Below are 25,063 nucleotides of genomic sequence, written 5' to 3'. Positions count from 1 at the left end.
TACGCTTTTGCGGATGTACGGCATCGATGTTTACCTGCGCCGGCTGGGAATCGACAGTCCGGTTCCCGACCTGCCGACCCTCGTGACCCTGCACAAACGGCACATGGAAACGATTCCGTTCAGCAGTGCGGGATCGCTGGCCGTACCGGCGAACAGCGGCGACACCGTCGAGCTGGTCGACCTCGACGAGGACGCGACCTTCGACTCCGTGGTCGCGGCGGGCAACGGCGGCGGCTGCGTCCAGATGACCCGGCTGTTCCTGCGGCTGCTGCGCGACATCGGCTTCGACGCCGACCTGATCGCCGGCACCACGGCGGAGGGGCTGGAGACGTACGGCGTCGAGGTCGAGCACATGCTCATCCTGGCCCGGGTGGACGGCGTCGCGTGGCTGGTGGACATCGGATATGCAGGGCCTTCCTTCATCGAGCCGCTGCGTCTCGACACGGCCGGGAGGGACCAGACGCAGTACGGCTGCCGCTACGGCCTGGTCGACGACGGCGACGGTGTCCTGCTGCGACGCCGGCCCAAGCTCGGGCAGTGGAGCACGGTCTTCCGGTTCACGCCGAAGGCCCGGGACCGGACCGAATGGGCTCCGGCCCAGAAAGCGGTGAACGCCGCGCTGGCGGCCGCCGGGGAGGGCGGCACCGAGCTCTACAGCCGGGCGGTGCCCGACGGCCAGGTGGTGCTGAAGGGCCGGCGCTACCTGACCGTGCGCGCCGGCATCGAGAAAGCCCGCACGATCGTCGACGACGGCGAATGGCACGCGCTCCGGGCCGCCATTCTGTCCGGCGACATCGGCTGAACCGTAAACCTCGAACGAAATCGACAGGGGAGGAAAATGCATGCGCCGGAAAATTGCCCGGTCGGAACGGATGTACGTCGGCGAGATCAGAACGCAGGCGTTGTCGATCTGTGTGGTCCGCGGCGGCGTCGACCCGGATCTGCTGGACGCGGCGTTCACCGCGGTGCTGGCGGAACAGCGGTCGTTGCGCAGCCGGATCGAGAAGGACGGGAAGGACTTCTACCTCAGCCTGCTGGCGCCGGACGAGTTGCCGCGTCTGCGCGTACGGCCGAACGAGCCCGGCGCGCAGCTGCAGGAGTACAACACTCCGCTGCATCTCGGCGGCCCGCTCGCGCGTGCCGTGCTGCTGACCGGCGCCGACGAGGACACGGTGATCTTCGGCGTCGATCACGCGATCTGTGACGGGCGCAGCTCGACCTCGTTCTGCTACCGGGTCTGGCAGCGCTACATCGACATCCAGACCGGCACGTACGCGCCGCCGTCGGCCGAGTCCCAGGAATGGCATCCGGCCCTCGACGACGTACTCCCGCCGCGCACCGACGCCGAGCTGGACGCGTACCTGCAGGAGCGGTTGAAGCGGGCCGAGGGCGCGCCGGTCGGCGCCCTGCCCTACCTGGCGGCGCAGTCCGCGGCGGACGTGCCCGCCGACGGCGTCATGACCTCGCGCCGGCTCTGGCTGACCGAGTCCGAGACCGACGGCCTGCTCGCCTTCGCCAAGGACTCCGGGGTGTCGGTCAACGGGCTGGTCGCCGCGGCGCTCCTCGCGGCCGTGCGCAACAGCCTGCCCGCCGAGAAGGCCGACCACCGGCTTTCCGCCTTCTGCACGGTCGACCTGCGGGACCTGGTGACGCAGCCGATCAGCCGCGAGGCGATGGTGCCGATGGTGTCGTGGTTCCGCGACCTGCTGGACGTGCCCGCCGACGCCGACCTGGTGAAGCTCGGCCACCGCTTCACCACCGAGCTGCGTGCCGGGATCCAGCGCGGTGACGCCGCGATGGAGATGCAGGCGCTGGACCGGCTCCTCAAGCACCCCCAGCTGTGGCCGACCAGCCTGGTGCTCGCGAACGTCGGAAAGATCGCCGGTCCGCCGTCCCCGCAGGGGCTGGAGATCGTCGACATGACCAAGTTCCCGCTGTCCAGCCGGTGGATCCCGGACGCCGGGGAGGGCCCGTTGCTCGCCTCGCCGACGACCATCTACGGCCGGTTCAGCCTCGAGATGCCGTACAGCAGGCAGTGCTTCTCGACCGAGCAGATGGACGCGATCCACGACCACATCCGGAATTCGTTGCTGGAGTGCGCGGACCGCGCGCCGCAGCGCTGAGCAGGTGGTCGGCCGGAGGACCTCCGGCCGACCACGCTCGGCGTCAGTACCGGACCGGGAGCCGCAGCAGACCGAGCACCGGCGTACGCAGGCGCACCGGCACCTTCTCCACCGGTACGTCCAGAGCCAGGCCGGGCAGCTCCAGCAGCAGCGTGGACAGCGCCTCGGCGAGAACGAGCCGGCCCAGACGCTGGCCGACGCACGCGTGGACGCCGTAGCCGAAGGCCAGGTGGCCGGAGGCGTCCTGACTCACGTCGAGCCGATCGGGACACGCGAACTTGCCCGGGTCCCGGTTGGCGGCCGGCAGCGCGACCGTCACGGTGTCACCCTCGCGGATGAGCTCGCCGCCGAGCTCGACGTCGGCAAGCGCGGTGCGGAAGATCTGGAACTGGTTCACCGTCGTGTAGCGCAGCAGTTCCTCGACGGCGCCCTCGACGCCCTTCGCGCCGCCGGTCTCCGCGGCCGTACGGACCGCGTCCAGCTGGTCCCGGTGGTGGAGCAGCGCCAGCAACGACGACGCGAGAGCGCCCTCGCAGCTGGCGAAGCCCGCCGCGAACACGATCAGCAGCATGTTCGTGATCTCGCGGTCGGTCAGATCCTGCACCGCGGCGAGCCGGCCGATGATGTTCTCGCCCGGTGTGACCCGGGCCGTGCGGACGAGGTCGAGGAGGTAGAGGAAGGCCTGCGTCCCGGCCGCTCGTTCGTCCTCGAGGCTGGTCTCGTCGTCGTTCGCCCCGTCGGTCAGCGCGGCCAGGATGGAACTGCCCACGAACGGGACGCCGAGCACGTCGCACAGCACGTGGAGCGAGAGCGGCCGGATGTAGTGCGGCAGGAGATCGACCGGTGAGCCCTTCTGCCGCAGCTCGGCCAGCTGCGCCGCGGCCAGCTCGGTGATGCGAGGGGCGTAGGCCTCCATGACGCGCGTACCGAATTCGCTGCTCAGCAGGTTGCGGTAGCGGGTGTGGTCCGGCGGGTCCATGTGGATGAATCCACCGGGGACGATCGGTACGGACGGGAAGAGCTCGCCCTTCTTGGTGACCGGGGCGTGCGTCGTGTGGAACCGGTGGCTGAACGCCTGGCTGCTGAGCACTTCCCGCGCGAGGTCGTGGCTCGTCGCCAGCCAGCCGATGTGCCCGTCCGGATACTCCATGCGCGTCAACGGCCGGGTACGGGTCAGCTTGTGCAGCACCTCGGGCGGATCGAAGGGTTCGGTGCGATCCCAGTGCTGAAGGTACGAGATCGGCTGGGTCATGGTCTGGCTTCCTCCCTCATGCAGACGGTGTCGTTCCGCTCGCCGGCGGCTTGCACGCGGAGTGCCTGCCGGTCCACCTTCCCGGCCGGGCCGAGGGGGAGGACCGGCAGCACCAGCAACCGTTCCGGAAACTTGCGAGGCTCCATTCCGGACGCCGCGAGGTGCGCCGTCACGTCGGCCAGGGTCAGCTCCGCCGTCGTGGCGACGCAGGCGCAGACGCGTTCGCCGTACAGCGGATCCGGGACCGGCACGCAGGCGACGTCGCGGACGGCGGGGTGGGTGATCAGCACCGACTCGACCTCCGCCGGGCTGATGTTGAGGCCGCCGCGGATGACCACGTCCTTGCGCCGGCCGACGAGCGTGAGCCGGCCCTGGGCGTCGATGACCCCGAGGTCGCCGGTCAGGGTCCAGCCGTCGGGGGTACGCAGAGAGCGGTCCAGATCGGGAGAGTTGACGTAGCACATCGGCGACATGGGACCGCGCGCCACGACCTCACCGATCGTGCCGGGCGGCGCCGTGGCACCGTCCGGTCCGGCGACGCGAATGTCCACGACGGCGGGGTCGGGGCGGCCGACGCTGCCGTCGTAGCCGCCGAGACCGCTGTTGCACGAGACGCCGTCGGCCGAGCCGTACAGCGTCACGACGGCGCAGCCGAGAACCTCGCGGGCGCGTCGCGCGGTGTCCGGGTCGAGCGCGGAGCCGCCGAGCACGACGGCTCGCACGCTGCTCAGGTCGGTGTCGTGGATCGCCGGGCAGTCCAGCAGCATGCGCAGCATGGTCGGTACGCCCAGCAGGTGGGTGGGGCGGTCCCGGGCGATCGCCTCGAGGGTGGCGGCCGCGTCGAAGGCCGGCCTCAGCACCAGGGTCGCGCCGAGGGCGGCGAGGGTGACCGGGGTGCCGCTGGAACCGAAGGCCGACGCCAGCGGGACGAGGAAGAAGTTACGCATCGGCCCGGGTCCGTCGTGCAGCCCGGCCATCATGGCGCCGCGCCCGCCCGCCAGCGCGTTGTGGGAGTAGAGCACCATCTTCGGCTCCGCCTCGGACCCGGAGGTGACCAGGATCCGTACCGGCCCGTCGGGATCGATCGCCTGGGGGACGAACTCGTGGGCGTTCGCGGCGAGCAGCGCGTTGATCGGCACGCAGCCCTGCACCTGCTGGTCGCCGACGACGATGACGGCGCGCAGGGCGGGAAGGGAGCCGGAGTGCTCGCGGATGCGCGCGGCGCAGGGATAGCCGTGGTGGTCGTCGACGGTGATCACCGCGACGGCCTCGGACCGGCGGAGCAGGCTCTCCGCGTCGCGGTCGCCCCGGCCCAGGGGGAACGGCAGGACGATCGCGCCGACGGCGGCGACGGCGAGGTCCACGGCGCAGGCCAGGCGGCCGCTGGGCAGCTGCACCGCCACGACGTCGCCGGCGCCGATGCCGAACTGCGCCAGCCCGGCGGCCAGGCGCCGGGTCAGCTCGTCGAGTTCGGCGTAGCTGAAGGCACCCTCGGCGTCCAGCACGGCGGGCGCATCGGGATTCCGCTCGGCGTGGCCGCGGAACAGGGAGTACAGGTCCCGGTCCGGGTAGAAGCCCGCGGCGGCCCACTCCCGGCGCAGGTGAGCGGGGACGTGGTCGGTGTGCCGGGTGGCGGTACGGTTCACGCGAACCTCCATGGTTCTCTAGACCCGGGAGACGTCCCGGCCGAAGGCGTCGTGGGCCCGGGCCCGCAGCTGGGCGCGGTCGGGCTTGCCGGGGCCGACCACCGGCAGCTCCCGGCACAGGTCGATCACGCTCGGGACGTGGTTCTCGGTCAGCGCCTCGGACACGTGGCGGCGCAGGTCCTCGACGTCGACGTCGACGCCGGGCCGGGGTACGACCGCGGCGTAGATCTGTTCCACGCGGTCGGCGTTCTCCACGCCGCACACGGCGGCCTGGGACACTCCCGGAGCCTGGTTGAGGACGCGCTCGACGGCTTCGGGGTGGATCCGGATCCCCTTGACCTTCATCATGTCCGCGAGCCGTCCACTGAGGTGGAGGTATCCGTCGGCGTCGAGGCGCGCGAGGTCGCCCGTACGGACCCAGCCGTCCCGGATGATCTGCGCCGTCAGCTCCGGCTCGTGCCAGTAGCCGGCCATCAGCCAGCGGGGGACGGCACACACCTCACCGACCTCGCCGGGTGCCACGGGGGCGCCGGTCTCCGGGTCGCGGATGCTCAGCGCGGCCGGGTTCAGAGGGCGGCCGACCGTGGCGCACCGGCCGAGGTCGTGGTGGTCGTCCGGCGGCAGCATGCTGATCACGCCGGTCTCGGTGGTGCCGTACACCTGCAACAGGATCGGACCGAAGATCTCGAGGGCCTCCTGCAGCCGCAGGGGTGCCGCCGGGCTGCCGGTGTAGATGATCTCGGTCAGGCTCGACAGGTCGGTGCCCGGCCGGTCGGGATGCGTGGCCAGCGCGTAGACCTGCGGCGTGCCGAGGATGAGCCGCCCGATGCGATGACGGGCCACCGTCCGGAGCACGGCACCCGCGTCGAAACCGTGGTGGAGCACGACCAGGCCGCCGGTGATGAGCGTGTCGTCGGCGCCGAAGCCGCTGGAGTGGGTCAGCGGCGCGGTGATCAGCAGGCTCACCCGTCCGCTGCGGGCGAGGGCCGAGGTGGCCATGTCGTTCTTGATCCCGAAGGTCCAGCAGACGCCCTTGGGGCGGCCGCTGGAACCGCTGGTCTGCGTGATCATCGCGAGGTCGTCGTCGGTGATCTCCGGATCGGTTGCACCGTCCCCTTCGGAACCGGTGGTCAGATCGACGGTGTCCGGGCCCGTCGGGCCGAGCACGGCGAGGACCGGCTTCGCCGGTGCGGCGGTGAGCAGGTCGCGGGCCCGCTCGGCGTTCTCCACGTCGACCGCCAGCATGCGGGCGCCGACGTCCGCGACGATGGCGCGCTGCTGCTCGAACCGCAGCTCATCGTCGGGACTGACGGCGTTCATGCCGCGCACGTATGCGGCGGTCGCGCCCAGCAGATTGGCCGCCCAGCGCAGGATCAGCGTCGCGGCGGTGTTCGGCTCGGTGAGGATGCCGACCACGTCACCGCGGGCGATGCCTTCCCGGCGCATCGCCCCCGCCGCCCGGCGGGTGGCCGCAGCCAGCTCCCCGGCGGTGAAGGTGACGTCGCGGCTGATCACCGCGGCGCGATCAGGATCGGCGTCGAATTGGGCGAGCAACTGCCGGACGTAATTCTCGTGCGTCGTACTCATGGACCGGTTTCGTCTCCTCGTTCGGGACGGAAAAGGAGCTCGATCAAAGGGGTTGTCGAGAGCCTGAACGGAGGCTAAACGCCGCCGCTCCCAGCCCCCATCCCTCACCTTGACAGCACCCTCGCCGGTCCGGGAATTGCGAAGGGGAATTGCGTCCGGATCACGATCCGGGGCGGAGCCAGCGGTCGACGCGGGCCCGGATGTCGGCCGGGAAGATGTCCTTGCGCAGCAGTCCGTGCACGCCCTTGGGCGGCATGGGTACGTCGACGTGGTGGGCCTCGGTCTGGTCCGCGTACTGGGTGATCCGGAAGCTCGCCGCCATGCTGCAGAGCGCGTGCGCCTCCGCCCGGCTGACCCCGGACGCGGTGCTGAACCAGCCGATCAGCCCGCGCAGGCAGTCCACCAGCGCGGCCTCGAGGCTGTCGGCCAGTCCGATGCCGACCCAGTGGGTGCCGGTCTCGGCGAGCGGCCGCGTCAGGCCCACTCCCTTGTACAGGTCGTAGCGCATCCGCAGTCGCTCGGCCGTGGACTTGAGCGCCGTCTGATCGACCAGCCCGTCGCCCTGCAGGGCGTGCACGTCGCCGATCCAGATCCGGGCACCCGGCTTGGCCACCGGGAGGAACAGTGACGATCCCGCGGTGAGCTCGGGAAGGGCCAGGTTGCCGCCGTGGTCGCCGGCGATCAGCCCGCTGACCTGCTCGTCGCCTTCCGGTTCGACCGCGATGATGCCGGCGAACGGGTCGAGCGGCAGGGTGATCCCGTGCACGTACTCGGCCCGGGTGCGGGTCTCGTCGAAGCGGAAGTCGTGGAAGTACGGCTTGTCGAAGTCGTACGGCAGCGCGCCCGCCCGGGTCGGGAAGGCGTTGGCGCCCCAGTCGTGCAACCGGAGCTCGACCAGCCGGCACTCGACGACGTCGCCGGGCTCGGCGCCGACGACCTCGACCGGGCCGATCAGTTGGAAGGGGCAGCCCGGGTACTCCTGGCGCAGCCGGGCGCGGTCCGCCGCAGGCATGCCGTACCGCAGCTGGTTCTGCCAGTTCGTCCAGGTGTCGGGATAGAGCACCTCGTCGCCGGGCTCGATCTTGGCAACCGACACCGCACCCGGGTCGAGGACTCCCGCCCGGACCGTGGCCAGCGTGGACTCGACCGTATGCATCGTCACGGCGGCCAGGCTAGGGACGGGAATGCAGGCCGGGCAAGGGATTCGGGGTCGGTCGCGGGCAAGACTGTCAACCTGACGGATGCGGCCCACAACGCATTTACTACGATAATCACTGGAGAGCACGGGCGGAAAAGAGGATCTTGACTTTCGCCGGTGTTCCGATCATTGGTACAGCAGACCCGATCACCTGAAGAATGTGAGTGGTAGCTTGCGGATTCTCGGCGTTTCCGGTTCGCTCCGCAAGGAGTCGTTCAACACCCGACTCCTGGCGGCACTGCAGCCGCTGGCCCCGGAGGGCATGCAGATCGACGCCTTCGACGGCCTCGGCGATCTGCCCCTGTACAACCAGGACTTGGACCTGCGTAGCGGCGGCCCGGACCCGGTCAACCGGTGGCGCTCCGCGATCAGCGAGGCGGACGGACTCATCATCGTCTCGCCCGAGTACAACGGCTCGATCCCCGGTGTGGTCAAGAACGCGATCGACTGGGCGTCGCGCCCCATGGCCAACGCCGCGTTGCACGGCAAGTGCGTGCTCACCATGGTCGCCACGCCCGGACGCGGCCTGGGACGCAACGCCCTGACCGATCTCGGCCGGGTGCTGCACGACACCCACGCCCACGTCATCAGCGGACCGTGGGTCGTCCTCAGCGAGGCCGGCGACAAGCTCGCCGACGTCGAGGACGAGGAGAGTGGTCAGCTCGTCCCGACGATCACCGACCCCTTCGCCAAGGGCATCGCCGGGGTCCAGCTGAACGCGCTGGCCGCCGCGATCAAGGCCGACGCCGGGGAGCACGCTGTGGCACCCCTGCGGGCCTTCTTCGAAGCCGGACGGCGCATGCGCAGCGGCGCATGAGGCGGTAGCACCACCGTCCCTTTTCCGGGCGGTGAGACGACAGCGTCGGCTGTGGTCTCACCGCCCGTTTTCTTTTATCAAGCTGAGGGATGTTCTCCCCATGGCGCCGCTTTAGCGTGGCGCAGGTGGGTTCGAATGTGCGTACTGACGTGATCAAATCCCTTCCCGTCGTACTGCGGGAGAACGCGGACAGCTTCGGCGACAAGGTCGCGTTCGAGGACGACGCGCGCGCGGTGACGTATCGCGACTTGGAGCTGCGTACACGCCGGCTGGCGGGGCACCTGGTGACCCTCGGCGTGCGGCGCGGGGACCGGGTGATGATCTGTCTGCGCAACGGTGTGGACATGGTCGAGAGCTACCTGGCGATCGTCCGCGCCGGTGCTGTGGGCGTACCGGTCAACCCGGCCTCCACGCCCGCCGAACTGGCCTACTTCGTGGCGGACAGCGGCGCGGGCGTCATCATCACCGATCCCGTGCACGCGCCGGACTTCCCCCGCTCGGATGCCCGGCTGGTGGTGACGGGGGAGTCGTACGACGCGCTCGTGCGGACCGAACCCGCCGACACCGCCCCGGACGCCCTCGGCCTGGACGAGGTGGCCTGGATGTTCTACACGTCCGGGACCACGGGCGAACCCAAGGGCGTGCTGTCCAGCCAGCGCAACTGCCTCTACTCGGTCGCGGCGAGCTACGTACCCATTCCGGCGCTGTCGGCGAGCGACCGCGTGCTGTGGCCGCTGCCGCTGTTCCACAGCCTCTCCCACATCGCGTGCGTGCTGTCGGTGACCGTCGTCGGCGCCACCGCGCGCATCATGGAGAGTCCGTCCGCCGAGGACGTCCTGACGGCGCTGCGCGAAACCCGCGCCACGTTCCTGGCCGGTGTGCCCACCACGTACCACCATCTCGTGCAGGCGAGGCAGCGCGACGCCTTCTCGCTGCCGGATCTGCGGATCGGGCTGGTCGGGGGAGCCGTCGCCGGGCCCGAGCTGTGCCGCTCGTTCCGCGAGAGCTTCGGGGTGCCGCTCGTCGACGCGTACGGCAGCACGGAGACGTGCGGCGCGATCACGATGAACCCGCCCGGAGGCGTACGCGTCGACGGCTCCTGCGGCCTTCCGGTGCCCGGCGTGGACGTGCGCATCGTCGACCCGGAGACGGGTCAGGACGTACCCGACGGGGTCGACGGCGAGGTGTGGGTCCGCGGTCCGAACGTCATGGCCGGCTACCACGGCAAGCCCGAGGCGACGGCGGCGGCGCTGCGCGACGGCTGGTACCACACCGGCGACCTGGCCCGGCGGGACACCGCCGGCTACTTCACGATCCGCGGGCGGATCACGGACCTCATCATCCGGGGCGGGGAGAACGTCCATCCCGAGGAGATCGAAGCGGTGCTCCGGGACGTCCCGGGGGTGGCGGACGTCGGCGTGGCCGGGCGGCCGCACGAGGTGCTGGGTGAGGTGCCCGTCGCCTACGTGGTCCCGGACGCGTCCGGCGTCGAGATGAGCGCCCTGATCGAGCGGTGCCGGCGGAAGCTGTCCGCATTCAAAGCCCCCGAGGAGGTCTACGAGGTCACCGGCATTCCGCGGACCGCGTCGGGAAAGATCCAGCGGCGCCTGCTGGCCGATCGACCGGCCCTGCTGCGGTACACGGCGAGCGGTCGTCATGACGGGGTCATGAGCGTCGAGCGGGTCCCGGAAACAGCTGCCGGATCGCCGGCCCGGCTGATCCGGCGGCCAGTGGTCGACCGTCCGATGCGGGATGCGTGGCACGGCGGCGACGGCATGGTGGTGGTGACGGGTACGGACACCGCGCGCGGCGCGGCAGTGGCACGCCACCTGGGTGCCGTCTACCCGGCCGCGCGGCTGGTGCTCGCAGACTCCCTGGCTGAACTGGAAGCCGGCGCCGTGCTGTCCGCGGTGATCGTCGTCGACGGCGGCCCGGGCCTGGTCCGTAAGTTGAGCGCGGCTGCCGCATCCGAGCGGACCACGTTCATCGCGATCGCGGATTCCCATGAAGTCGTCGATGCACCGGCGGATCCCGACCGGGCGATCGCGGCGGCCATGGTGGAAGTGGTCGTCCACGAGCGCCGGCGACGTGGGCTGCGGGGATCGTTTCTGGCCTGGTGCGGACCCGAGCGCGACGGGCTGGACGCGGTCGACATGCTCTTGGCGGATCCGCACTCACCGCCGCTGCTCGCGGCGCGCCTGCGCCTGCCGGAGGAACCGTCCGTCCAGAACCGCCCCGACGCGGCGACGACGGCGTCGCTGCGCGCGGAGCTGTCCCGCCTGGACAGTCACGCCCGGATCGCCAGGCTCGAGGCCCTGGTCCAGGGCGAGACCACGGCGGCGCTGGGCCGGCCCGAGTCCGGCCGGGTCCCCGCCGACCGCTCCTTCCGCGACCTCGGTTTCACCTCGGCGGCGATCGTCCAGTTGCGCAACCTGCTGGTGGCGAGGACCGGCTTGAAGCTCTCGACGGGAGTGGCCTTCGATCACCCGACGCCGCGGGCGCTGGCCGCGTACCTCCATGCCACGTTGATCGGCGACGCTCCGTCGACCGCCGGGACCGAGACCGTGGCCGAGCCGGACGAGGCGGTGGCCATCGTCGGGATGGCCTGCCGGCTGCCGGGCGGGATCGCCGGGCCGGACGACCTGTGGCGCCTGGTCAGCGAGGGGCGGGGGGCGTCGGCGCCGTTCCCGGCCGACCGCGGCTGGGATCTCGAGCAGCTGTTCGACTCCGATGCCGACCGGGCCGGAACCTCGTACGTCGACCGGGGCGGGTTCCTCGAGGGAGCCGCCGAGTTCGACGCCGACTTCTTCGGCATCTCCCCGCGTGAGGCGCTCGCCATGGACCCCCAGCAGCGGCTGCTGCTGGAGACCTCGTGGGAGGCGCTCGAGCACGCGGGCATCGACGCGACGACGTTGCGGGGTACGGATGTCGGCGTCTTCTCCGGCGTGATGGACCAGGGTTACGGCAGCACGGGCGCCGTACCCGAGGAACTCGAGGCCTTCGTCACGACCGGCACCGCCTCAAGCGTCGCGTCGGGCCGGGTCTCCTATGTGTTCGGCTTCCAGGGGCCGGCGGTCACCGTGGACACGGCATGTTCGTCGTCCCTCGTCTCCGTGCACCTGGCCGCCCAGGCTCTCCGCCAGGGCGAGTGTTCGCTGGCGCTGGCCGGTGGTGCCACGGTGATGGCCACCCCACGGACGTTCGTCGAGTTCTCCCGGCAGCGCGCCCTGGCCGGCGACGGCACGTGCAAGTCGTACGCCTCGGCCGCCGACGGCACCGGTTGGGCGGAGGGCGCCGGTGTGGTGGTCCTCGAACGCCTGAGCGACGCCCGCCGGCACGGGCACCGCATCCTGGCCGTGCTGCGCGGATCCGCCGTCAACCAGGACGGCGCCTCCAACGGTCTCACCGCACCCAGCGGCCGGGCCCAGCAGCGGGTCATCCAGCAGGCGCTGCGGTCGGCGGGGCTGGGCGCGGCGGACGTCGACGCGGTCGAGGGGCACGGGACGGGGACCGTTCTCGGCGACCCCATCGAGGCCGAGGCGCTGCTGGCCACGTACGGCCAGGACCGCGACCAGGACCAGCCGCTGTGGCTCGGCTCGCTCAAGTCCAACATCGGCCACACCCAGGCCGCGGCCGGCATCGTCGGCGTGATCAAGATGGTCGAGTCGCTCCGGCACGCCGTCCTGCCCGCGACGCTCAACGTGGACGAGCCCACGTCGCGGGTCGACTGGTCGGCCGGCGCGGTGACGCTGCTGACCGAGAGCAGGCCCTGGCCCGACCGGGGTCGCCCCCGCCGCGCGGGCGTCTCCAGCTTCGGCCTGAGCGGGACGAACGCGCACGTGATCCTGGAGGAAGCGCCGCCGCGGCCGGCCGCCCGCCACTCGGCGCCGCCGCGGGTCGTGCCGTTCGTCGTGACGGCCCGCAGCCCCGAGGCGTTGCGGCGGCAGGCGGACCGGCTGGCCGGCGTCGTGGCGGCCGCCGACGAGTCGTCGTGGGCGGACGTCGCGGGGGGCCTGACGGCCCGGCGCGCGGTCATGAACGAGCGCGCGGTCGTGCTGGCCGGCTCCCGGGACGAGGCCCTCGCCGGTCTTCGCGCGCTGGCCGGGGACGAGCCCAGCCCCGTCGTGGTGCGCGGCGCCGTCACCGGTTCGGACGCGCCGTCGGGCGTCGTCCTCATCTTCCCCGGGCAGGGGGCGCAGTGGATCGGGATGGGCCGCGAGCTGCTCGACACCTCGCCGGCGTTCGCGCAGCTCGCCGCCGAGTGCGCGCGCCTCGCGGACCGGTGGGTCGACTGGTCACTGCTCGACGTCCTGCGCGGGGAGGCCGACCCGGAACTGCTGCTACGCGTCGATGTCGTCCAGGTGGCGAGCTTCACGATGATGGTGGGCCTCGCCGCGGTGTGGGCGTCGGCGGGCGTACGGCCGGATGCGGTGGTGGGCCACTCGCAGGGCGAGATCGCCGCGGCGTACGTGTCCGGTGCCCTCTCGCTCGAGGACGCCATGCGAGTCGTGGCGGTACGCAGCCAGGCGATCGCGGGCACGCTGTCCGGACGGGGCGGCATGGCCTCGGCCCGGCTGGAGGCCGCCACGGCGGCGGCCCGGCTGGCGAAATGGGCCGGCCGGGTCCAGGTCGCGGCGGTCAACGGCCCCTCCTCGGTGGTCCTGTCCGGCGAGTCGGAGGCGCTCGACGAGGCGCTGGAAGAGCTGACCCGCGACGGCGTCGAGGTGCGGCGCGTGGCGGTCGACTACGCCTCGCACAGCAGCCAAGTGGAGATCATCCGCGACGACCTGGCGGCCGCGCTGGCGGGCTTGCGGCCGGGAGCCCCGGCGGTGCCGTTCCACTCCACCGTCACCCTGAACCCGGTCGAGGACGCCGGCGTGCTGGACGGCGAGTACTGGTACCAGAACCTGCGCCGGCCAGTTCGCTTCGGGCCGGCCGTCGCCGGGCTCCTGGATCGCGGCTACCACACGTTCATCGAGGTCAGCGCCCATCCCGTGCTCGTGCAGCCGGTCGCCGGGATCATCGACGAGGCGCACGTGGACGCGGTCGTGGGCGGATCGCTGCGGCGCAGCGACGGCGGCCTGCGGCGCATGGCACTGTCCATGGCCGAGTTGTTCGTCCGGGGTGTGCCGGTGGATTGGCGCGGCATGACTCCGGCCGCCGACGGTGGCGAGTGGATCGATCTGCCGACGTACCCCTTCGAGCGGCGGCGTTTCTGGCTCCGGCCCGCGTCCGTCGCCGACGCTTCGCGGCTGGGTCTGGCCCAGGCCGGGCATCCGCTGCTCGGCGCGTTCCTCCGGCTTCCCGATGCCGGCGGGCTCGTGGCGACGGCCCGCTGGTCGGCGGCGGGGCTTCCGTGGCTCGCCTCCGGCACGGCGGCCGGTGACACCGTCGCGGTGCCCGAGGCGGCCCTGGTGGAGCTGGCGCTGCGGGTGGGTGACGAGGTCGGCGCCCCGGTCGTCGACGAGTTGACCGTCGACCGGCCCGTCGCGTTGCCGCGGCAGGGCGGCCGGGACGTCCGGATCGTCGCCGGGCGGCCCGACGCCGCCGGCCGGCGGCCGATCGAGATCCACTCCTGCGCCGCGGGATCCGACGAATGGACGCGGCACGCCACCGGCACTCTGATTCCGGCCGCCGCCGCGACTCAGGCACTGCCGTCCGGAGCCGCGGTCGAGGTCGTTCTCGACGAAGCGGCGCTGGCCGAGGCGCATAACTACGGGATCCACCCGCTGCTGCTCGACGCGGCGGTCCGTACGGCGATCCCACCGGACCTGCGGCCCACGAGGTGGCGAGGCGTCCAGCTGCTGGCGTCCGGAGCCTCCACGGTGGACGTACGCTCGGCGGCCGTCGACACCTCGTTTCGCCTCCAGCTGAGCGATCCGACCGGGCAGCCGGTGCTGGCCGTGGAAGCCGTCGCCACCGGGCCCGCCGAACGGGTCAGCGGCAGCGACTCCCCGGCCGGCTTGTTCCGCGTCGACTGGGTCGACCACCAGGCGGGCGCCTCCGCCGCCCACCCCACCGCCCGCTACGTCGCCGGTGTCGAGGACCTCGCCGGCGCGAGCGCGGACCTGCTGATTCACGAGGTCGACACCTCGGCGGGGGACCCGGCTGCCGTGGCGGCCACGGTTCTCGGCGTGCTCCAGGCGTTCGTCGCCCGGCCGGCTCAGGACGACGCCCGCCTGGTGGTCGTAACGCCGGAGGAAGCAGGCGTGGCCTCCGCCGCCGTGTGGGGTCTGGTGCGGTCGGCGCAGTCGGAGCACCCGGGCCGGCTGATCCTGGTCGAGACCGACGACGCCGCCCGGGCCGCGCCGACGGTGATCGCGGCCGCGCTGAGCGGCGAACCGCAGCTGCGGCTGCGCGACGGCCGGACGCAGGTTCCGCGGCTGGCCCGGGTTGACGCAACCGCGACGGCACCCGAGGCCAGGCCGCTGGATCCCGACGGCACCGTGCTGATCACCGGCGGCACGGGAACGCTGGCGGCGGTCACCGCACGACATCTCGTCACCGAGCACGGGGTGCGGCATCTCGTCCTGGCCAGCCGTCGCGGCCCGGCCGCGGCAGGCGCCGCCGAACTGCACGACGAGCTGGTCGCGCTCGGCGCGAGTGTCCGCCTCGCCACCGTCGACGTGTCGGAGCGGGACCAACTAGCCGCACTGCTCGAGTCGATAGGGGCAGAGCGCCCGCTGACAGCCGTCGTCCACACCGCGGGCGTCCTGGACGACGCGGTCGTCACCGCCCTGACCGCCGAGCGGTTCGATACCGTGTTCCGGCCGAAGCTCGACGCCGCCCTGCACCTGCACGAGCTGACGCGGGGCCTCGATCTCGCCGCCTTCGTGCTGTACTCCTCGGCCGCCGGCGTGCTCGGCAATCCCGGCCAGGGCAACTATGCCGCGGCCAACGCGGCGCTGGACGCGCTGGCCCGGGAACGGCGGCGCGCCGGCCTGCCGGCCGTGTCTCTGGCCTGGGGTTACTGGGACCATGTCAGTGGCTTGACCCGCCATCTCGGCCAGGCCGATCTCCGGCGCAACCGCGGCATCGGCATGGTGGGCCTGACCGACGGCGACGCTATGGCGCTGTTCGACCGGGCGCTCCGGCCCGACGCCGACGCCGCGTTCGTCGCCGCCGGATTCGACCTGACCGCGCTTCGCTCCGCCGACGACACCCGGATTCCGCCGGTTCTGCGCGGTCTCGTCCCGGCCAGGCGGCCGATCGCCCGGGCCGCCGCCCGGCCCGCGCCGTCGTCGCCGACCGAGCGGATCAAGGCGCTGCCGACGGCGGAACAGCAGATCGAGGCCCTGATCGAGCTGGTACGCCGGGAGTGCGCCCTCGTCCTCGGTCACCCGGATGCGGACGCCGTCCGCGTCGACCGGACGTTCAAGGAGTCGGGCTTCGACTCGCTCACCGCCCTCGAACTGCGCAACCGGCTCGCCGCGGCGACCGGGCTGACCCTGTCCCCGGCGATGATCTTCGACTATCCCCGGCCGAAGGCGCTGGCAGGGCACCTGCACGCCAAGATCGCCGGGGCGGCGACGCCCCGGCGGGCCGAGGAGACCGCGGCGGCGGCCGACGAGCCGATGGCCATCGTCTCCATGAGCTGCCGGTTCCCCGGCGGCGTGCAGAGCCCCGAGGACCTGTGGCGGGTCCTCACGGCGGAGACCGACACGGTCACCGAGTTCCCCACGGACCGCGGCTGGGACGTCGAGCGGGTGTTCGACCCCGACCCCGACCACCCGGGTACGACGTACGTCAAGCACGGCGCCTTCCTCGACGACGCCGCCGGATTCGACGCGGCCTTCTTCGGCATCTCCCCGAACGAGGCGCTCGCGATGGACCCGCAGCAGCGACTGCTGATGGAGACCTCCTGGGAGCTGTTCGAGCGGGCCGGCATCGACCCCTCGGGCCTGTCCGGGCAGGACGTCGGCGTGTTCGTGGGGGTCAACAGCCACGACTGGACCGTACGTACGCACTACGCCTCCGACGTCGAGGGCTTCCGGCTGACCGGCGGTTCCGGCAGCGTGATCTCCGGTCGCGTCGCCTACCACCTGGGCCTCGAGGGACCGGCGATCACCGTCGACACCGCCTGCTCCTCCTCGCTTGTCGCGCTGCACCTGGCCGTGCAGGCGCTGCGCAACGGCGAGTGCTCGATGGCGCTCGCCGGCGGTGTGATGGTGATGGGCACCGTGGAGACCTTCGTCGAGTTCTCCCGCCAGCGCGGGCTCGCACCCGACGGCCGCTGCAAGGCCTTCGCCGACGCTGCGGACGGCACCGGCTGGTCCGAGGGCGTCGGGCTGTTGCTCGTCGAGCCGCTGTCCCAGGCGCGGCGGCGGGGACACCGCGTGCTGGCCGTGGTCCGTGGCACGGCCGTGAACCAGGACGGTGCGTCGAACGGCCTGACCGCTCCGAACGGCCCGTCGCAGCAACGCGTCATCCGTAGGGCCCTCACCGTCGCCGGCCTTCGTCCCGACGAGGTCGACGCCGTGGAGGGACACGGCACGGGCACCACGCTCGGCGACCCGATCGAGGCCCACGCGCTGCTGGAGACGTACGGCGCCGACCGTCTCGCCGACCGTCCACTGTGGCTGGGTTCGGTGAAGTCGAACCTCGGTCACACCCAGGCCGCGGCCGGCGTGGCAGGCGTGATCAAGATGGTGCAGGCGATGCGGCACGGCGTCCTGCCGAGGACGCTGCACGTCGACCGGCCCTCGACCCACGTGGACTGGTCGGCGGGTGCCGTCCAGCTCCTGGCCGAGGCCCGGGACTGGCCCCGCAACGGGCATCCGCGCCGGGCGGGCGTGTCGTCCTTCGGCATCGGCGGCACCAACGCCCACGTCATCATCGAGCAGGCCGGGGACCAGGCGGAGCCGGTCGCGTCGGAGCAGCCCGGCGGTGACGGCTGGGTGCCGGTGCCGCTGTCCGGGCGTACGCCCTCCGCATTGCGGGCCCAGGCCGGACGGCTCGCGGGCTTCCTGGAGTCCCGGCCCGAGGTCGCCGTCGCCGACGCCGCGCTCGCGCTGGCCTCCGCCCGGGCCCACCTCGACCGGCGCGCCGTGCTGGTCGTGCGGGATCGCGACGACCTCGTCGGCGAGCTGCGGGCACTGGAAAGCGGCTCGGCTGCTGCCATCGCCGGTACGCCCACCGACGGCAAGCTGGCCGTACTCTTCACCGGGCAAGGCAGCCAATGGGCCGGAATGGGCCGCGACCTGGCGGCGAGGTTCCCGGTCTTCGCCGAGGCGTTCGCCGACGCGTGCCGGGCCGTGGAGAAGCACTGGGTGGGTCACGACGCGGCGCCGCTGCCGGACGTCGTGTTCGCCGAGGCCGGCTCCGACCTCGGCGACCTGATCGACCAGACCATGTACACCCAGGCCGGGCTCTTCGCGGTGGAGACCGCGCTGTACCGCCTCTTCGCCTCGTGGGGGGTGCGCCCCGACTTCGTCGCCGGGCACTCCATCGGTGAGATCACCGCCGCGCACATCAGCGGGGTGCTCGACCTGGCCGAGGCCGGGGAGCTGGTCGCCGCCCGGGCCCGGCTGATGCAGGCGCTGCCGGGCGGCGGCGCGATGGTCGCCGTCCAGGCCACCGAGGGCGAGGTCGCGCCGCTGCTGGAGGACGCGCCGGGCGTCATCGACGTCGCCGCGGTCAACAGCGCCCGGTCGCTGGTGCTCTCCGGAGACGAGGCGGCCGTGCGGTGGGTGACGGAGGACCTCGTGAAGCTCGGTCGCAAGACCCGCAAGCTACCGGTGAGTCACGCCTTCCACTCGCCGCTGGTACGGCCCATGCTCGCCGATTTCCGCGCGGTCGCCGAGAAGCTGACGTACCGGTCGGGCGTCGTGCCCGCGGTCTCCGCCGTCACCGGGCGGCCGCAGGCCGAGCAGGGGTTCGCGACCGCCGACTACTGGGTGCAGCAGGTCCGGGCGGCGGTGCGGTTCGGGGACGTGGTGGCCACCCTGCGCGATCACGGGGTGACGACCTTCCTGGAGCTGGGTCCCGGCGGCGTCCTCACCGCCATGGCGGCCGAGACCCTGGGCGCGTCCGCCTCGCAAGGCGTTGCCACGCTTCGCAAGGACGGCGTGGAGGAGGCCGACGTCGTCGCCGCGCTGGGCGAACTGCACGTCCGTGGGGTGGCGCTGGACTGGCCCGCCGTGGTCTGCCGGGCCGCCGACTCCGCCGCGGTCCTCGCGACCGAACTGCCCACGTACGCCTTCCAGCACCGGCGGTACTGGGTCGATCAGGTGGAAACGCAGGTCGGGCATGCCGTCGAGCGGGAGGCTGCTCCCGTACGACTGGCGGACCGCTCCGGGCTGGAGCGGGAACGCGTGCTCCTCGACATGATCCGGGAGTCCTCGGCGGTCGTCCTGGGGCACCGGGAGATCGACCTCGAACTGTTCGACGACGACCAGTCGTTCAAGAACCTCGGATTCGACTCGCTCGGCGGGGTGCGGCTGCGGAACCGGCTGCACGACCTCACCGGCGTGGACCTGCCCGCGACGGCGGTCTTCGACTACCCGACGCCGCGGGTGCTGGCGGCGTACCTGATGGGCGAGCTTTCCGGGGAGGACACGACCGCGAGGGACACGACCCCGGCGCCTGCCGCCGACCTCGACGAGCCCATCGCGATCATCGGCATGAGCGTCCGGCTGCCCGGGGGCGTGGAGACTCCCGAGGAGCTGTGGCGGCTCGTCGCCGAGCAGCGGGACGCGATCTCGGACTTCCCGGTCGACCGGGGCTGGGACGTCGACCGGCTGTACCACCCGGATCCCGCGCACCCCGGCACCAGCTACACCCGCTCGGGTGGCTTCCTGCACGACGCGGCGCAGTTCGACGCGGGCCTGTTCGGGATATCCCCGCGCGAGGCGCTGGCGATGGACCCGCAGCAGCGGCTGCTGCTGGAGGCGTCGTGGGAGGCCCTGGAACGCGCGGGCATCGACCCCCTGTCCGCCCGGGGCGACGAGGTCGGCGTGTTCGCCGGGATCGTGCACCACGACTACGCGACCCGGCTGAACCGGATCCCCGACGAGGTCCAGGGGTACGTCATGACCGGCACGTCGCCGAGTGTCGCCTCCGGGCGGATCGCGTACGTGTTCGGCTTCGAGGGCCCGGCCGTGACCGTCGACACCGCCTGCTCGTCCTCGCTGGTGGCGATCCACCTGGCCGCCCAGGCATTGCGGCGCGGCGAGTGCACGATGGCCCTGGCCGGCGGCGCCACGGTGATGTCCAGCCCGGACGCGTTCCTCGAGTTCTCCCGCCAGCGCGGGCTCTCCGCCGACGGACGGTGCAAGGCCTTCTCGGCGACGGCGGACGGCACCGGATGGTCCGAGGGTGTCGGCGTCGTGCTCCTGGAGCGGCTCTCGGTGGCCCGGGAGCGTGGCCACCACGTGCTGGCCGTGGTCCGCGGCTCGGCCGTCAACCAGGACGGCGCCTCGAACGGGCTGACCGCACCGAACGGCCCGTCGCAGCAACGGGTGATCCGGCGGGCGCTCGCGTCGGCACACCTGGGCCCGGCGGACGTGGACGCCGTGGAGGCGCACGGGACCGGCACGATGCTGGGCGACCCGATCGAGGCGCAGGCGCTTCTCGCGACGTACGGGAAGGGCCGGGATCCGCAGCGGCCGCTCTGGCTCGGGTCGCTGAAGTCGAACATCGGGCACACCCAGGCCGCCGCGGGCGTGGCCGGCGTGATCAAGATGGTGGAGGCACTGCGCCACGGCGTGCTGCCGCCGACGATGCACGTCGAGGAACCCACGTCCCAGGTCGACTGGTCGTCCGGCACGGTGCAGCTGCTGACCGAGGCGCAGGAGTGGCCGGACACCGGGCGTCCCCGCCGGGCCGCCGTCTCCGCCTTCGGAGCCAGCGGTACGAACGCACACCTGATCCTCGAGGAGGCCTCGTGCGACGAGGGTCGTGCCGCCGTAGCGTCGCCGCTTCCCGAGCCGTCGATCGATGCCGCGGCGAGCGCCGTACCGTTGGTGATCTCCGCCAAGACCGGCCGGTCTCTGACCGCTCAGGCCGCGCGGCTGACGGCCTTCCTGGGTTGTGCCGAAGAACCCGCGCTGACGGCGACGGCGACAGCGCTGGTACGGAATCGGGCGACGCTGTCCGAGCGCGCCGTCGTCCTGGCCGGATCCCGCGCCGAGGCACTGGCCGGCTTGAACGCCCTGGCTCGCGGGGAGATCGCGCCGCAGCTGACCACGGGGACCGTCGTGGGATCCGGGGCGCCCGGCAAGCTCGTCTTCGTCTTCCCCGGCCAGGGCGCGCAGTGGACCGGCATGGGCCGGGCGTTGCTGGCGACCTCGCGCGTCTTCCGGGAGCGGATCGACGAGTGTGCGCGGGCGTTGCGGCCCTGGGTGGACTGGTCGCTGGTGGACGTCCTGCGCGGCGAGGTGGACGAGGAGACGCTGGAGCGCGTGGACGTCGTCCAGCCGGCCAGCTTCGCCATGATGGTCGGGCTCGCCGCGCTCTGGGAGTCGACCGGTGTCCGGCCCGACGCCGTGGTGGGCCATTCGCAGGGTGAGATCGCCGCCGCGTGCGTGGCGGGGGCGCTGTCGCTGGCGGACGCGGCCCGGATCGTCGCGCTGCGCAGCCAGGCGATCGCGGCCACCTTGTCGGGCCGGGGCGGGATGGCGTCGGTGCTGCTCGGCGCCGACGAGGTGCGCGACCGGCTGGCGGCCTGGGGCGGCCGGCTCGAACTCGCCGTGGTGAACGGGCCGACCGCCGTCGTGATCGCGGGCGACCGGGAGTCGCTGACCGAGGCCCTGGAGTCGCTGGCGACCGACGGCGTCAAGACCCGGCTGGTGCCCGTGGACTACGCCTCGCACACCCATCACGTCGAGGACATCGAGGATGTGCTGGCGAAGACGCTGGCCGGGATCGACGCCGAGGCTCCCCGGGTGCCGTTCTACTCGACCGTGACCGGCGGCTGGCTCGGCAGCGGTGAGCTGCTCGACGGCGCGTACTGGTATCGCAACCTGCGGCGGCCCGTCGGGTTCGGGCCCGCGGTCGCCACCCTGCTGGGCGAGGGCTTCGGAGTTTTCCTGGAGGTCAGCGCCCACCCCGTGCTGATGCAGCCGATCACCGATGCGGTGGACGACGGCCGGCAGAGTGCCGTACGGCCCATCGTCACGGGCACCCTGCGCCGCGACGCCGACGGGTCGTCGAGTTTCCTTGCGTCGGCCGCGCGGCTGTTCGTCGGGGGAGTTCCGGTGGACTGGGCGTCGGTCCTGCCCGCCGGCGCGGAACCTGCGGCCGAGCTGCCCACGTATGCCTTCGAGCGCCAGCACTACTGGTTGGCGGAGGCTGAGACGGACGCCGACGAGCAGACGGCCACCGGCGCCGACGCCGGCTTCTGGAACGCGATCGACGACCCCGCCGCCCTGGCCGAGCTGCTGCAGTTGTCCGGCGACCAGAGCGAAGCCCTGAGCACCGTACTGCCCGCCATCGCCGGCTGGCGGAAGACCTGCCAGGACCGGTCGACGACGGAGAAGCTGCGGTACGCCGTCGACTGGGTGCCGTTGCAGCGCGATGCTCTGGGCGTACCGTCGGGGAAGTGGCTGGTGATCGTTCCCGGCCCCGGCAGCACCCTGCCCGAGACGTTGCGGAGCAACGGCCTCGACCTCGTGACGCTCGAGGTGTCAGCCGGCCTGGACCGGTCCGAACTCGCGAGCGTTCTGGCTGCACACGACCTGTCGGGAGTCCTGTCGCTGCTCGCCGTCGACGGCGGGAACGCCGCGGCGCTCACGATGTCGACCCTCACGCTTGTCCAGCAGCTGGCCGCGGCCGGTGTCACCGCGCCGCTGTGGTGCCTGACCCAGGGCGCGGTGAACGTGGGCATCCGGGATGCCCTCGCGGCGCCGGCCCAGGCCGCGCTCTGGGGCCTCGGCCGGGCCGCGGCGCTCGAGCGACTCGACCGCTGGGGCGGCCTGATCGACCTCCCCGCCGAGCCGGACGCCCGGGCCGTCCGGCACCTGCTCGGCGTCCTGAACGCGGCGTCCGGCGAGGACCAGCTGGCGATCCGGCGCTCCGGCGTGTACGTCCGCCGCCTGCGCCGCAAGCCCGGTGCCGAGTCCGTCGGCGACCGGCAGTGGCGCCCGCGCGGAACGGTTCTCGTGACCGGCGGCGCGGAGGGGCTCGGGCAGCACGTCTCGCTGTGGCTCTCCCAGGCCGGGGCCGAGCGGCTGGTCGTCACCACCGGCGCGCGTACGCCCGACGGCAGCATCCAGGCTCTGCGGGACCGATTGGCGGAGGCTGGCCTCCCGACCACCGTCGAGTCGTGCGAGGACTCCGACCGGGAGGCGCTCGCCGACCTCATCCTGCGGGGGCCGGTGACCGCGGTCGTCCATGCCGCCGACGTGGCGCAGACCAGCGCACTCGACGACACCGGCGAGGCGGATGTCGCCGACGTCTTCCGCGCCAAGGTGGACATCGCCGTCTGGCTGGGCGAGGTGCTGGCCGGCGTGCCGCTCGACGCGTTCGTCGTCTTCTCCTCCATCGCCGGCATCTGGGGCGGCGGCGGGCAGGCGACGGCCGGGGCGGCCAACGCCGTTCTCGACGCGTTGGCGGACCGGCTGCGGGCGCAGGGGATCCCCGCGATGTCGATCGCCTGGGGTGCGTTGTCCGAGGCGATGGACGAGGCGACGCTGACGCAGCTGCGGCGGCGCGGCGTCATCCCCATGACCACCGAGACGGCGCTGGCCGCGCTGGCCCGGGTGGCCCAGGGCGACGAGGCGTCGGTGGTCGTCGCGGACATGGACTGGAGCGCCTTCATCCCCCCGTTCACCTCGGTCCGCGCCAGCCCGCTCTTCGCCGACCTGCCGGAGGCGGCCGCGGCGATCGAGGCGGCTCAGCCGTCCGGCGACGCCGGGGACACCGCGTCGTCGCTGGTGGGCTCGCTGCGGGCGGCGGCGGAGGCGGAGCAGGAACGGATCCTGCTCCGGCTGGTCCGCAGCCAGGCGTCCGCCGTCCTCGGGCACGGCAGCGCCGACGGCATCGGTCCGGCCCAGGCGTTCCAGGAGGTCGGGTTCGACTCCCTGGCGGCCGTCAACTTCCGCAACAGCCTGATCACCGCCACCGGGCTGCGGCTGCCGGCGACCCTGATCTTCGACTATCCGACGCCACAGGCGTTGGTCGGCTATCTGCGCTCGGAGCTGCTCGGGGCCGACGAGGACCTGAACGCCCGCGAGGACGACGTGCGGCGGATCCTCGCCTCGGTGCCGTTCGAGCGGTTCAAGGAGGCCGGCGTCCTGGACGTACTGCTCGGACTGGCCGACGGCGAGGCGGCAGCCGGGACGGATGACGAGGAACCGGCCCCGGAAGCCGTCGACGACGAGCTCATCGACGCGCTCGACGTCAGCAGCCTGATCGAGCGGGCGCTCGGTTCCCTGGACGACGTTGCGTGAAAGGCGAAGCGGTGGAGAGACGAGTCCCGGTACGGCTGGGCGCCCGTTCCTACGACGTGCACATCGGTGCGGGCGTACGGTCCGCGCTCGCCTCGATCATCGCGAAGCTGGGCGCGAGCCGTACCGTTGTCGTCTCCGCCCGGCCGCGGGAATGGGTGCCGGACACCGGGGTGGAGACGGCGTTCGTTCCGGCTCAGGACGGCGAGCCCGCGAAGACCCTCGCAACCGTGGAGGCATTGTGCCGTGAGTTCGCACGGTTCGGGCTGACCCGGCATGACGCGGTCGTCTCCTGCGGCGGCGGCACCACCACGGACGTCGTCGGTCTGGCGGCCGCGCTCTACCACCGGGGCGTGGCCGTGGTGCACCTGCCGACGTCGCTGCTCGCCCAGGTCGATGCGAGTGTCGGCGGCAAGACCGCGGTCAACCTGCCGGCCGGCAAGAACCTGATCGGGGCGTACTGGCAGCCCAGCGCCGTGCTGTGCGACACCGACTACCTCTCGACCCTGCCCGGCCGCGAGCTGCGCAGCGGTTTCGGGGAGATCGCCCGGTGCCACTTCATCGGGGCCGGTGAGCTGCGGGGGCTGTCCCTGCTCGAGCAGATCGAGGCGAGCGTCGCGCTCAAGGCCCGTGTCGTGGCGGCGGACGAACGCGACACAGGCCTGCGGCACGTGCTCAATTACGGGCACACGCTGGGGCACGCGCTGGAGATCGCCACGGGATTCTCGTTACGGCACGGCGAGGCGGTCGCCATCGGAACCGTCTTCGCGGGCCGCCTCGCCGGCGCGCTCGGGCGGATCGACGAGCGGCGGGTGGAGGAGCATCGGGAGGTCGTGGAGCACTACGGTCTGCCCACCGCCGTACCCGCCGGCATCGAGACCGCGGACCTCGTCGGACACATGCGGCGGGACAAGAAGGCGGTGGACGGCCTGGCCTTCACGCTGGACGGGCCCGGGGGCGCCGAATTGGTTCGCGGCGTTCCCGGGCCCGTCGTCACGTCGGTTCTGGATGGGATGCCTCGCCGGCCTTTGGCCGACCTCGTGGCCGGCTGACC

General features: G+C 72.5%; 9 protein-coding genes. 5 read left to right on the top strand and 4 right to left on the bottom strand.

What is annotated here, in order from left to right; genetic code table 11:
- Nucleotides 1-13: 13 nt before the first annotated feature.
- Nucleotides 14-802: an arylamine N-acetyltransferase gene (locus tag AB0368_RS12920; protein WP_366154019.1), complete on the top strand. Its 789-nt coding sequence runs from the start codon at nucleotides 14-16 to the stop codon at nucleotides 800-802.
- A 40-nt stretch (nucleotides 803-842) separates the two neighbouring features.
- A complete protein-coding gene (locus tag AB0368_RS12915; protein ID WP_366154018.1) occupies nucleotides 843-2,123 on the top strand; it encodes a hypothetical protein in 1,281 nt (426 codons plus the stop codon).
- Nucleotides 2,124-2,166: 43 nt separating this feature from the next.
- On the opposite strand, the gene AB0368_RS12910 is transcribed toward AB0368_RS12915, so the two are convergent.
- The 4 genes from AB0368_RS12910 to AB0368_RS12895 all read right to left on the bottom strand — a co-directional run bounded on the left by AB0368_RS12910 (nucleotide 2,167) and on the right by AB0368_RS12895 (nucleotide 7,764).
- Nucleotides 2,167-3,375, bottom strand: coding sequence for a cytochrome P450 (locus AB0368_RS12910; protein ID WP_366154017.1), 1,209 nt, complete (start codon nucleotides 3,373-3,375; stop codon nucleotides 2,167-2,169).
- Entirely contained in the window at nucleotides 3,372-5,021 is a 1,650-nt protein-coding gene (locus AB0368_RS12905; protein WP_366154016.1) for a class I adenylate-forming enzyme family protein, read from the bottom strand. Before AB0368_RS12905 ends, AB0368_RS12910 begins: the two co-directional genes overlap by 4 nt.
- Before the next feature lie 18 nt (nucleotides 5,022-5,039).
- Nucleotides 5,040-6,608 (bottom strand): AMP-binding protein, encoded by a 1,569-nt coding sequence (locus AB0368_RS12900; protein ID WP_366154015.1) that lies wholly within the window; start codon nucleotides 6,606-6,608, stop codon nucleotides 5,040-5,042.
- Between the two features lie 160 nt (nucleotides 6,609-6,768).
- On the bottom strand, nucleotides 6,769-7,764 hold the full coding sequence (locus AB0368_RS12895) for an acetamidase/formamidase family protein (protein ID WP_366154184.1): 996 nt from the start codon (nucleotides 7,762-7,764) through the stop codon (nucleotides 6,769-6,771).
- 202 nt (nucleotides 7,765-7,966) lie between these two features.
- On the opposite strand from AB0368_RS12895, the gene AB0368_RS12890 reads away from it, so the two are divergent.
- From AB0368_RS12890 to AB0368_RS12880, 3 genes are all read left to right on the top strand, one after another.
- Entirely contained in the window at nucleotides 7,967-8,623 is a 657-nt protein-coding gene (locus AB0368_RS12890; protein ID WP_366154014.1) for an NAD(P)H-dependent oxidoreductase, read from the top strand.
- A gap of 125 nt (nucleotides 8,624-8,748) precedes the next feature.
- Nucleotides 8,749-24,012, top strand: a complete 15,264-nt coding sequence (locus AB0368_RS12885; RefSeq protein WP_366154013.1) for a type I polyketide synthase — start codon at nucleotides 8,749-8,751, stop codon at nucleotides 24,010-24,012.
- A gap of 11 nt (nucleotides 24,013-24,023) precedes the next feature.
- A complete protein-coding gene (locus tag AB0368_RS12880) occupies nucleotides 24,024-25,061 on the top strand; it encodes a 3-dehydroquinate synthase family protein (RefSeq protein ID WP_366154012.1) in 1,038 nt (345 codons plus the stop codon).
- The last annotated feature ends 2 nt before the right edge of the window (nucleotides 25,062-25,063 follow it).

The organism is Actinoplanes sp. NPDC051475, from assembly GCF_040689425.1.
GTDB lineage: Bacteria > Actinomycetota > Actinomycetes > Mycobacteriales > Micromonosporaceae > Actinoplanes.
The sequence above is the reverse complement of the archived record's forward strand: the minus strand, read 5'-3'. Positions and strand labels throughout refer to the sequence as shown.

Coding starts and splice junctions, on each gene's coding strand:
- AB0368_RS12915 (WP_366154018.1), top strand. CDS start 843: ATGCGCCGGAAAATTGCCCGGTCGGAACGGATGTACGTCGGCGAGATC.
- AB0368_RS12895 (WP_366154184.1), bottom strand. CDS start 7,764: ATGCATACGGTCGAGTCCACGCTGGCCACGGTCCGGGCGGGAGTCCTC.
- AB0368_RS12920 (WP_366154019.1), top strand. CDS start 14: ATGTACGGCATCGATGTTTACCTGCGCCGGCTGGGAATCGACAGTCCG.
- AB0368_RS12900 (WP_366154015.1), bottom strand. CDS start 6,608: ATGAGTACGACGCACGAGAATTACGTCCGGCAGTTGCTCGCCCAATTC.
- AB0368_RS12910 (WP_366154017.1), bottom strand. CDS start 3,375: ATGACCCAGCCGATCTCGTACCTTCAGCACTGGGATCGCACCGAACCC.